Source organism: Paenibacillus sp. UNC451MF (assembly GCF_000686845.1).
In the GTDB taxonomy this organism is placed as follows: domain Bacteria; phylum Bacillota; class Bacilli; order Paenibacillales; family NBRC-103111; genus Paenibacillus_S.
On the sequence record NZ_JMLS01000055.1, the window covers coordinates 1 to 11168 of the forward strand.

Genomic DNA, 11168 nt, shown 5'->3' on the forward strand with positions numbered 1-11168 from the left:
TGGCATTCAGAAAGCTGCCGAACTCATATCCCGAGCAGGCCAGAGTGTCGGAGATACAACTGCGCTTAGGGAGGCCGAAGAAGATCTGGAACGCTTTCATACTTAACGAAAGGAGAACACCTGTGATGGACTATGTTCATTAATTCAGCCAATCTGTTTTTTTATTGCTTTAAACTCTGGCATGCTCATAATTGCTTCCCACTGCATCTCATGCATCCTGATATCGGTGGTGAGTTCTAATCATTCGGCAGGCTCTCCCTACATAAGAAGCCCAATCTTGACCATTTTCTCGAAGTCAGCCACCGTATTCACTTGAGTTCTCCCTAACTGAAGATGAGGTATAAACTGATCAACACCAATGGTGACGGCTTCCTTAATCGATTTTTCGAAAGCTGTTCTGTCATCACTGTGGCTCAGCCGTTTCTGTATACGCTTTACCGTCTGATTCACATAAATCTGTTCCATGTGATCGTCACCCTATTGCTAAAATTATCTTGTTCCATTGGCTGGTTCAAACCATTCATGGCCTCCATCTGCCGGTATGCCTCGCCAAGACCCAACGTGTAAACCCGTGTAGCATCCTCCATTTCAACTAAAACTTCATTATGTTTCTCGGGCGGGCTATGGTTTAAGATGGATCGCTAAGATGGCTTGTTCCCTCGCGGCATAACCATGTTGCATCAGGGCCGTAAAATCATCCGTCCGACGGGGCGTACTTCCCCACGTCCAGCTCGAATGCCGCTCCTTTCGCCAGGTCCAGCTCCACGTAGGTGGTTCCGCGATCATCGGTCAGCACGATCATTCGCGACCCGACAACGGGAACGCGGTCGGCGCTGGTGCGCATGTGTGCTGAGACGACACGTGGAGCACCGTCAACGATATAATTTACCTCAACCGTGAACATCGGGAAATTAAAGAGCCAACTGTTAGTAAAATTCACGGCGGTCAACGTCCCGGTGCATGACGAACCCTCCACGCGGAGTCGCTTGATGTCCGCCTGACGCCGCCGGGCGTGGGCGATAGAGCCGGGCAACCGCAGGAGCGCGATGGCGGCCCAGAGGGCGAAGCTAGCTCCGACGACGGCGCCGAGCTCTGGCGGGATCGTCGGCGATGTCACTATGGCCTCGAGGTCAAAGGGGCGCGACAGGTCACTTGTCAGCGTCCAGAGCAGGAGGACTCCCGAGACTGCTGCGAGCCCTCCTGCTACCGATAGCGTCGCGAACAGGCCGGCCACCCTGGTCTGTCCGAACTGCTCATTCGATCGCGAGTACACTCCACCGGTCGTACCGATCGCGATGAACAGCAGCAAAACGGCGATGCCCACTGTGACCGGATGACCTAGGAGCATGCTGATCTCCGGTGTAGGCGCCATGCCGAGCAGTGCGCCGAACGGCACGGAGCCTGTCAGCGCCCACAGTGCAGCGGATGTAAGCAGCCACGGCATCAGCGGAGCCGCGCGTCCGACGCGACGTCCCGGCCGGAGCATAGTCATCCGTCCGTTCTTATCCGTGGTGGAGAACAGCGGCAGCGTCTCGATATGTTCTTGCTGCCCCTCCGCAGCATTCCTCATTGGCATCGCCCTCCCGAGGAAGATACTCGCACCCTGAGCGGCGGCGGGGGGTTCTTCCCTTTTTCTTCCTCATTATTGAACGTTTTTTTGTAGGTGTTATGATATTCTAGGTGCCGTAATAGGAAGTTCAACTTCCTATTATCTTTGTACTCAGCCATACACAACTTCACCTCCAATATTTCATATCTATATTTTACCACTATAATGTTGTCCGCTGTGAATCCCCCCAAGTCGACATGCATTTCAATATGGCGTGAGCAACTAACAGGTACGATAGTTGAACGGAACAAGCAGATCACCGCGCAGCAGCAGTTCCTTTCGCATTTTTTGCCGATAGTATCGTTAAACTGAACCTTATTATAAGTAATGCAAACAAGGAATGAATAAGTATCAAATAATAAAGTAAATAATTGATGACTTTGGGCACTCCTCGTTATAACATATTATTCAAATACTGGTTATTGGGATTCTTCTTTGGAAGCTACGGAGATAAGTCTATACGAAATTGACGACATAAAAAATATTGATTTACTCGAAGATGAAAAAAAGCTAAGAGAAATAGTTGGAGTTATCACAAATAGTATGTAAAGCTAGTCAAAGCAATTTTCTTCTCTAATATTTGTAGAGTCTAAGATAAGGGAAGTAGAGGATTTTGAAGAAAAGAATCGTCATGAGATACCTTTGCTTTGATCTAACCAAGGATGCTTTGAACAAGCATTCTTTTTTTTCGCTATTAGCATAGTTACGGAGAACCGTATCACCCGTATCACAAGTAACAACAAGTTTTTATTATACAACTCGAGTCAATTATGCAAAAAATGGAATGAAATGGAACAACCAGGAGCACCCCGACCTATTCCGTTGGCTATTCGTCAGGAGGTATTCTCGCCTTATCATTATTTGATCAAAGAGCCAGATAAGATGAATAAGGTACATTCCGGCGCTTTTATGAGGATAGTTGAGAAGTAGCATGGAAATTTGACCCCATTGAAGTTAGTTGTAAACAGTGTTACTCTAACAACGGTAAACTCAAAATCTATGTTTTGCAATACATCTAATAATCGCTATTTTAGTTATAAAGAAAGGTAACACTATGATAATAGTTGATAACTTATCCTTCTCATTTCCGCAAAAAGAACTATATACAAACATTTCATTTACGCTTGAAGAGGCACAACATTGCGCTTTTATAGGAACAAGTGGCAGTGGGAAAAGTACATTGATAGATATACTGATGGATCCAGAAAGATATATGTTCGAGGGCAGGTTAGAAATAGACCGGACTTGCAAAATTGGGCATGTGAGTCAATTCTCACAACTAGACAAATCGAAAAAAACAACAGTTTTTGAATATATAGGGGAAGAATTTATTAAGATACAAAATGAAATAACATCTATTTGTACGGAAATGGAAACGTCATCGGATATTGATTCGTTATTAGAAAAGTATCAATTAGCTTTAGACGCATTTGATTCAATCGGTGGGGCTGATTTTGAAAGCAACATAAATAAGAAATTAAATCTAGCCAACCTCATGAAGCTAAAGGATCTTAGGGTATCCGACCTGAGTGGTGGGGAATTCAAACTTATTCAAGTGATGAAGGAAATGCTTAGTAATCCAGACTTAATGATTATGGACGAACCCGATGTATTTTTAGACTTTGAAAACCTAAATGCGCTTAGAAATCTTATTAATTCTCACAAAGGAATGCTGTTAGTTGTTACGCACAACCGATATTTATTGAATCATTGTTTTAACAAAATTCTACACCTTGAAAACATGGAGATCCAAGAGTTTGATGGGCGATATATGGAATACAACTTTTCATTACTTCAGACAAAAATTGAGTTGCAAGAAATCGCAGTTGCTGAACAAGAAGAAATTGAGAGATACGATAACATTATTGATAATCTTAGAGCTATCGCAACGTATAATTCAGAAGCATCTAGAGGGAGAGCATTAAAAGCTAGAGTTAGGTTTCAAGAAAGATTGGAAGCGCGTAGAATTAAAGCGCCATTTGTTGATATTAAGCAACCGAATATTAGTTTCGGTATTGAAAATGAGATTGAAGACACCATTGTTGTAAATGTCAATAATTATAGTGTTACGTTTGATGAATTACTTTTAGACAATGTTAACTTTGAGATAAAATCTACAGATAAAGTAGCCATTATAGGTCCAAACGGTACCGGGAAAACAACTTTACTCCGAGATATCTTTAAAAATAAGCATGCTTCAATTGAAATAAATGCGGATGTTAAAGTGGCTTATCTATCTCAGAATCAAGGAGAAGTGCTAAAGGATTCTAATACAATACTAGAAGAATTCATCGATGCTGGATTTGAAACTTATGATGAGATTAGATCGTATATTTCAAACTATGGCTTTGAAGGGGAAATCGTTAATCAAAAGATAGCTTCTTTATCTGGTGGAGAAAAAAATATGCTTCAATTGGCTAAGGTTTCTGCCAGTAAAGCAAACGTTTTGCTTCTTGATGAACCGACAAGCCATTTGGACACGTATACACAAATAGCACTGGAGAAGGCCATTGAAGACTATAAAGGTGCGATTCTCATGATTTCTCATGATTTCTATTCTGTTGTAAATGGGATGGATTATGTTTTAATCATTGACGATAAGACGATTAGAAAAATGAGTATGCGAAAATTTAGACAGATGATTTATTCGAGTCATTTTGATAGACATTATCTAGAAAATGAACAAAATAAAAAATCTGTTGAAATGAAAATAGAGTTGGCTTTAAAAGATACTAATTTTGAACTTGCAAAAGTATTGGTTGATGAGCTAGAAGAGCTGATTAAGTTGCTTTAATTGGAGTAATCCATACACAAGAGAGGGCCATCCTAAACGGGATGGCTTAAAATTTGCCGTTTCACCTAGTGCGGTGAACCGTATCACAGTAAATCATTACGCTAATGGGTACGATAGTTTAAAGACAACAGCGGCCGACTAGAATTTATCTTCATCCCCTAATGCGTTCTTCTCGGAATGCTTGGTAACTAACATGCTGGAGGCGGTTGCTATCGCTTTTTGCGCGATTTCCCAATATCGTGCTAGTATGAGAGATGACTTAGTATGGATATAAAGGATGATCAACCGTGAAGCATGAAAACATTCTGTTGGTAGACGATGAGCAGGGCATTCTCGATATTTTGGAGCTTTTGCTGCAAAAAGAAGGCTATACCCGCATTTCGAAGGCCATGACAGGCCAGGAGGCACTACACTGCGTTCAGAACAGCGACTTCGATCTAATTGTATTGGATGTGATGCTTCCGGATATGGACGGCTTCCAGCTATGCAGTCAAATTCGTTGGCATACACAGGTACCGGTCTTGTTCGTCACAGCCCGTTCCAGCGATCTAGATAAGCTGACGGGCCTTGGGATCGGTGGCGACGACTATATTACGAAGCCCTTTAACCCTTTGGAAGTTGTGGCGCGGATCCAGGCACAGCTGCGCAGACAAGGCATCTACAAGGCACTTGCCGCAGCGGAAGCCGAACCCGCCGTATGGGATTACGGACTTCTCCAAATTTACAAGGATGAAGGGCGCATTATCGTAAACGGCACAGATATTCATGCGACAGCCAAGGAGTTCGAGCTACTGCTTTTTTTATGCCGGCGTCCGAATCGCGTATTCACGCCAAGCCAGTTGTATGAGCAAGTGTGGCAGAGCGTCTATCTCGGTGATGAGAAAACTGTCGTCATGCATATCTCTAAGTTGCGCAGAAAGATAGAACAAGACCCCAAGCAGCCCCGAATTCTTGTTAACCTTCGGGGCATCGGGTATAAATTCGTACCTCCTGGCGGCGGGAGGGGAGTGCGATGAACATCTACCTCAAGCTAGGAGTCCATCTGGTCGGGAGTCTGATCGTCCGCATGGTGATGATCATGACCTTAGGAGGGATCGCGTGCCTGTTTACCGCCAAGCATATGATTCCTATTCCCTGGATGAGCGAGGAGCAGGAGAAGCTCGTTATCTTCCTGGTATTCGTTTTCGGCAGTATTCTGCTCTGCTTTATCTATTGCATTTGGTATTTAGGCAAACCTCTGGTCTACCTGATGCAATGGATCATGCGTCTGGCCAATGACGTGTACGAACAGCCGTTGGCTCGAAAAAGTTTTTATATGAAAAACGGAAAGCTGAAGAAACCGTATCAGCTGTACGAAAGCCTTCTCTTGAATATGGAGAAGCTGACCGCGAGTTTGAAACACAGCGCCGAGGAACGGGAACGGCTGGATGAGCTGAAGCGCGAATGGGGGGCAGGCATATCGCATGATTTGAAAACGCCTCTGACGTACATCAAAAGCTACTCCGCCATGCTGCTCTCCTCCTGTTACAGCTGGAGCGAATTGGAAAAGACGAAATTTATGCAAGAAATTCAGCATAAGTCCGAGCATTTGGAAGAATTGATTGATGACTTGAATCTCTCCTTCCGGATGGATCATCAGAAGATTCCCATATCGGCGGAGACCGGCGATATGGTCGATTTTGTGCGGCGTATTGCCGCTGATGTAGCGAGCAGCCCCCGGGCAAGTGGGCATGAGCTCTATTGCGATATGAATGAGGAGAAAATCGAGGCTGTTTATGATGCCAAGCTGTTCGGGAGAGTATTGTACAATTTGCTGATCAACGCGGTGCTTCATAATCCGCCGGGCACCGTCATCTCCATTTCCGTCCGCCGCAGCGACGAGCGGGTTCGTATTGAGATCGTAGATAACGGGGCAGGGATGGACGAAGAAACGCTGCGGCATTTGTTCAACCGCTATTATCGGGGAAGCTCGACGAACCAGAAATCTGAAGGGACTGGACTTGGCATGGCCGTAGCCAAACAATTGGTTTTGGCGCATCGGGGGGAGATTGAGGTTCAAAGCAAGCCGGGCGAAGGGACTGCGATTTCGATTGCCATTCCTGCCTGAACCATAATAAACAGTTAAGAAGCTGCTCCATGATGACGGGGGCGGCTTTTTTGATGTACGGCCATCTTTTACCGTCCGTTGGCCGCTTGTTTACCTGGATTTTACTTTGGGTCTGTACTATGAAAACAAGGGTGGCCGTTATGTAACATGTCGTTAAATAGGGAGATGATTCGGATGGAATTGATACTGGACAATGTGGGGAAAAGCTACGGCGGATCGTCCTGGGCGGTCAAGCAAATCAGCTTGCACATAAAGCCGGGCGTGACCGGGTTGCTCGGGCCCAACGGGGCGGGCAAGTCGTCCTTGATGCGCATACTGGCTACGATTACGAAGCCTTCAGAAGGAAACGTGCTGTGGAATGGGGTGAGCACAGCCGTCAAGCCGGACCGGGTAAGGGCGGTGCTCGGCTATTTGCCTCAGGACTTCGGTCTATATCCGAATTTAAGCGCGGTGGAGTTTTTGCAGTATATGGCCTCGCTGAAAGGAATGACCGGAAGAATCGCGAGGAGGCGAATTGAAGAATTGATCGAGCTGGTCAACTTGACGGATGCAGGCAATCGCCGTTTAAGCAGCTACTCGGGCGGGATGAAGCAGCGGGTGGGCATCGCACAGGCGCTGCTGAACGACCCCGAGTTGCTAATCGTCGATGAGCCGACCGTCGGTCTGGATCCGGAGGAACGGGTGCGCTTCCGCAATCTTCTCTCCGATTTGTCCGGGGAACGCATCGTCATCTTCTCTACGCATATTGTATCGGATATCGAAGCGGCTGCGGCCAGCATCGCGATCATGCACCATGGCTCGCTGCTCGCCCATTCTGCCCCGGAAACGATGCTGGAGCGGATGCAGGGCAAGGTATGGGAGACGACGATCCCAGACAGTGAGTTGCAAGAGGCCAAGCGGAATTGGCTGATCAGCGGAATGATTCGCCGCTCCGACGGCTTTCAAGTTCGGGTCGTCTCTGACAGTTTCCCATGCCCTGGAGCGAGATCTGCTGCGCCCACGTTGGAGGACGCCTATCTGTCGCTTATCTCTTCCGAAGGAGACCGGATATGATGACCGCCGTATACAGTATAGCCAGAGCCGACTTTCTGGAACGGGTTCGGCAGCAAGGATTTCTCGTCACTCTGTTTCTTACCGTGCTGCTCGGCAATATATTGTCACCTCCGCGCAATGGCAGCTATGTCACTCTGGTCTTCGATCATTATGTCGGGCTGTACAATTCCGCGTGGATGGGGACGTCCGTCGCGATATCGTTCTCAGTGTTCTTTTCGCTACTTGGGTTTTATTTCATTTCCAAGGCGGTGGGGGTCGATCGGCATGCGGGAACTGGGCCGATCATTGCCGCATCAGGGGTGGGCAGGAGCACCTACATTCTTGGCAAATTCTTCAGCAATTGGGCCATCTTATGCGTCATCGCCGTCGTTACGATGCTATCGGCCCTGGTCATGCAATGGGTGAGAGGGGAAGATCGGGCTGTCGATCTATGGGCGCTGGTCTCGCCGTTTCTGTTCTTGACCTTGCCCCTGATCTCATTGATATCGGCCGTAGCCATATGGTTTGAAATCATTCCATGGCTACGGGGGACACAGGGGAATGTCTGTTATTTTGCGGCGTGGCTCTTGACCGTATTTGCAGGCACGAAGTCCATTCCCTTAGGAAGCTTCTTTACGTTTACCGATCCGTTCGGCCGGGCGATTCCTCTCGCCAGTATCACGGAGTCGCTCAAGGAGCAGTTTCCCGAATATAACGGGCAATTCTCTCAGGGATTGACGATGCTGGACGCACCGATTCAGACCTTTTTATGGTACGGCGTGGATTGGACCTTCCCGGTTATCGTCGGGCGTATGGTATGGATCGTGGCGGCAGTTATTCTGGCGTGGACCGCCTCGTTCTTTTTTCGCCGCTTTCAGGTGAGATCCGGCCCATCCATCGGTGGCAAACAACAAGCGGACCGGCCGGTCGAAATTCGGCAGACTGATTCAGCCTTTGGTACTGCGCTATCCTGGCGGTCGTTAACACCGGCAACGCCAGTGACAGGCAGGGCTCTTTTCCTTGCCCTGCTCGGGGCCGAGCTCCGATTGATGCTCTCGGGTGCGCGCATGTGGCTTTTTGTTGCGTACGGACTTATGATTTTGTGCTTTATCGCTCCTTTCGGCGCGGTGGAACGAGTCATTTGGCCGATGGCCTGGCTTTGGCCGTTGGCCGTCTGGTCTGCAGCCGGAACCCGAGAGTACCGCTTTTGTACGGAAGAACTGCTCTATGCCTCCCCGGGCCCGATAACCCGACAGCTTCATGTCCAATGGATCGCCGGGATCGTTCTAACGATGCTAATCAGCTCGGGCGTTGCCGTACGGCTGCTTATGGAGCAGGAAATGACGATGCTGTCGATATGGGCGGCTGGAGCCGTGTTCGTTCCTACGCTGGCTCTTGCCTGCGGGGTGTGGATTCGAAGCGGCAAAACGTTCGAAATCGTTTATATGGCGCTGTGGTACCTAGGGCCGCTGAACGGCGCGCCTCTCTTAAACTTCATGGATTTGACCGCAGGGTACAACGTCTGGATCTATTTGACTGCTGCGCTGATTCTTTATACAGCCGCTTTGCTGGGAAGGATTAAAAGGCTAAATGAATAATGAAATGAACCGGATAGGTTAAGAACGGAGAGATATCTATGAAAAAACAAGTCGGCGTATGGCTAATCATCATAACGGCTGTGGTGGCAACCACCATCTGGTATAACTATTTGAGCTATGAAAACGTGGACGTGAGCAAGACGATGTCCGGCGAGACGGTGAAGCAAATCGTGATGGATCTCACCGATGTGGACCTGGTCGTCTGCAAAAGCAACGATGGCCGAATAGCCGCCTCTCTCTCGGGGGAAAAGGCGAAGGCTGACGAGTGGACGCTCGAAACCTATGTCAAAGGGGCGGAGCTTCAGATTCAATCGGTGTTTAAGCAGAGAGCTTATCTGAATTACAAAGACAAGCCCAGAAGAGAGCTGGTCGTAAGTTTGCCGGAACAAGCGTATGACGACATTCGGTTGAATTGGTCCGCCAATTGGAGGAATGCGTCCCTTACCGTGCAAGCGGCGAACGGGGAGATACAGGTGATATCGCCGCACAGTCTGGAAGCCTCTGGCCCGGTAGACACTCCCTTCGGCCCCATACGCATCGTGAAGAGCCGCTGATTCGGGCCTTCTTGGGTCTCGAGTAGCCGTGTCGTTTTCAGTGAAAAAAACTACGATTGATCGGTGGTCAAAGGCTCGGTCCTTTCGGTAACACCTATAAGATTCGCACAAATTTGTTAAAGTAGGGTACGATAGATCAAAAAACTACTAAGACGCGGCTGCCGGAATTAATTGGCAGCCGCGTTTAAGCTAAACCAGCTAATAACTTGTCAAGATTTTTCAATAGAAAATGGGGAAGATGGTGCTATACTAATTACTGAACATGCCAAATAACCCTCCGACGTGGTTTTGGAAAGTTTTTCATGGGTTTCGTTTGATTGCCAATCAAATTAATTCGAGGTATGCTTCTTTTCGTTTAAGCATGGCAAAAATCCAATGTAGTAACTTGTTAACACATGCGATCATCGCTACTTTGTGAGGTTTTCCTTCAGCCACTTTTTTATCGTAAAAAGCTTTGAGCTTCTTACTCCCAGAGCGCCTCAGCCCGCAAAGTACTGCCATGTACAGGGCATGCCTGAGTCTGCTAGAGCCACGTTTTGTGATGCGATTAATCGTACGTAAACTTGCCTGAGATATGAACACTGGGATCTACACCAACAAAGGCAACGAGCTTTTTAGGGTGATTAAACCGATCAATCTCACCAACTTCAGAAATAATCGTTGCCGCGATTTTTTCTCCGATGCCGGGGATGGATTGGATAATCTCATATTCCTCAACTTCATTTGCGAGAGCATTTATTTGCTTTTCGAGGGTAGATAGATGCTCTTTATAATGGAGCAGCATGCTAATGTACATATTCATGCAAAATAAGTGACTATGAAATGGTGCTTTGCGAAACGGATTTCGAATTGCAGCCGCCATAAGGTTCTGGGCCTTTTCTCTAGCCCATTTTTCAGAACGACCTGGACATAAAACCGCAATCCTCTCGGTTAATTTAGTTTCACCGGCACTGAGAACGTCCTCGGACGTTGGAAAGGCTAACAAGGTTTGCAGAGAAACCGCAGAGTATAACGCCCCGTAAACGCCCCTAAACTCAGGGAATACCTGATCTAATACCGCTTGAAATTGAAGTTTGATTTGAACGAATTGTCCCGTTACCGATTCGTGCTGTCTTGTGAGATTGCGCAGGTTCAGTAACTGGACACCTCTTGTCTTATGATGTTCGAATTCCTCCTTGTAAAAGAATTCGCATAAGGCATAGGCGTCAATAGCATCCGTTTTTACTTTACGTAGGCTAGAAGACTTTTTCGCTTGATAAGACAAAAGGGAATTAACTACAACATAAAGGTAGTTTTGTTCATCCAGAAACTTGGTGATAGGGGCATTGTAATGGCCCGTAGCCTCTAGAATAACCGTTGGTTTTTGTCCAGTGAAGGCTTCAAGATTCCTTAAAAGCTGATGGAAAAGCAGTAATCCCTCATGTGTATGAATGATTGAAAAACTCTTACCGTAGGGCGTTCCTTTGTCTAAGAA

The 11168-nt window shown here is 47.1% G+C and carries 8 protein-coding genes and 1 pseudogene; 6 read left to right on the forward strand and 3 right to left on the reverse strand.

The genetic code is table 11. From position 1 onward, the window contains the following. Positions 1-258 precede the first annotated feature (258 nt). Both BP97_RS0130360 and BP97_RS0130365 read right to left on the reverse strand, forming a co-directional pair. On the reverse strand, positions 259-465 hold the full coding sequence (locus BP97_RS0130360; protein WP_028552469.1) for a hypothetical protein: 207 nt from the start codon (positions 463-465) through the stop codon (positions 259-261). A 229-nt stretch (positions 466-694) separates the two neighbouring features. Beyond that, positions 695-1570, reverse strand: coding sequence for a hypothetical protein (locus tag BP97_RS0130365; protein ID WP_028552470.1), 876 nt, complete (start codon positions 1568-1570; stop codon positions 695-697). Positions 1571-2663: 1093 nt separating this feature from the next. Here BP97_RS0130365 and BP97_RS0130375 point away from each other — a divergent pair. The 6 genes from BP97_RS0130375 (at position 2664) to BP97_RS0130400 (ending at position 9694) form a co-directional block, all read left to right on the forward strand. Next, positions 2664-4403, forward strand: a complete 1740-nt coding sequence (locus BP97_RS0130375; protein WP_028552471.1) for an ABC-F family ATP-binding cassette domain-containing protein — start codon at positions 2664-2666, stop codon at positions 4401-4403. A 287-nt stretch (positions 4404-4690) separates the two neighbouring features. Further along, on the forward strand, positions 4691-5419 hold the full coding sequence (locus tag BP97_RS0130380) for a response regulator transcription factor (protein WP_028552472.1): 729 nt from the start codon (positions 4691-4693) through the stop codon (positions 5417-5419). Next, positions 5416-6510: a sensor histidine kinase gene (locus BP97_RS0130385; protein ID WP_028552473.1), complete on the forward strand. Its 1095-nt coding sequence runs from the start codon at positions 5416-5418 to the stop codon at positions 6508-6510. Before BP97_RS0130380 ends, BP97_RS0130385 begins: the two co-directional genes overlap by 4 nt. 174 nt (positions 6511-6684) lie before the next feature. Further along, complete coding sequence (locus BP97_RS0130390) at positions 6685-7563, forward strand: ABC transporter ATP-binding protein (RefSeq protein ID WP_028552474.1); 879 nt, start codon at positions 6685-6687, stop codon at positions 7561-7563. Next, positions 7560-9140: an ABC transporter permease subunit gene (locus tag BP97_RS0130395; protein WP_156043425.1), complete on the forward strand. Its 1581-nt coding sequence runs from the start codon at positions 7560-7562 to the stop codon at positions 9138-9140. The genes BP97_RS0130390 and BP97_RS0130395 overlap by 4 nt, the downstream gene beginning before the upstream one ends. A 38-nt stretch (positions 9141-9178) precedes the next feature. Next, the gene (locus BP97_RS0130400; RefSeq protein ID WP_028552476.1) at positions 9179-9694 is read left to right on the forward strand and encodes a hypothetical protein; all 516 of its coding nucleotides are present in this window, start codon (positions 9179-9181) and stop codon (positions 9692-9694) included. A 324-nt stretch (positions 9695-10018) separates the two neighbouring features. On the opposite strand, the pseudogene BP97_RS39965 reads toward BP97_RS0130400, so the two are convergent. After that, a pseudogene (locus BP97_RS39965) lies at positions 10019-11168 on the reverse strand (IS110 family transposase); the annotation flags it as partial.

Excerpts from the sequence above, each read along its gene's own strand:
- BP97_RS0130365 (WP_028552470.1), bottom strand. The coding sequence starts at position 1,570 with ATGAGGAATGCTGCGGAGGGGCAGCAAGAACATATCGAGACGCTGCCG.
- BP97_RS0130360 (WP_028552469.1), bottom strand. The coding sequence starts at position 465 with ATGGAACAGATTTATGTGAATCAGACGGTAAAGCGTATACAGAAACGG.
- BP97_RS0130385 (WP_028552473.1), top strand. The coding sequence starts at position 5,416 with ATGAACATCTACCTCAAGCTAGGAGTCCATCTGGTCGGGAGTCTGATC.
- BP97_RS0130400 (WP_028552476.1), top strand. The coding sequence starts at position 9,179 with ATGAAAAAACAAGTCGGCGTATGGCTAATCATCATAACGGCTGTGGTG.
- BP97_RS0130395 (WP_156043425.1), top strand. The coding sequence starts at position 7,560 with ATGATGACCGCCGTATACAGTATAGCCAGAGCCGACTTTCTGGAACGG.
- BP97_RS0130390 (WP_028552474.1), top strand. The coding sequence starts at position 6,685 with ATGGAATTGATACTGGACAATGTGGGGAAAAGCTACGGCGGATCGTCC.
- BP97_RS0130375 (WP_028552471.1), top strand. The coding sequence starts at position 2,664 with ATGATAATAGTTGATAACTTATCCTTCTCATTTCCGCAAAAAGAACTA.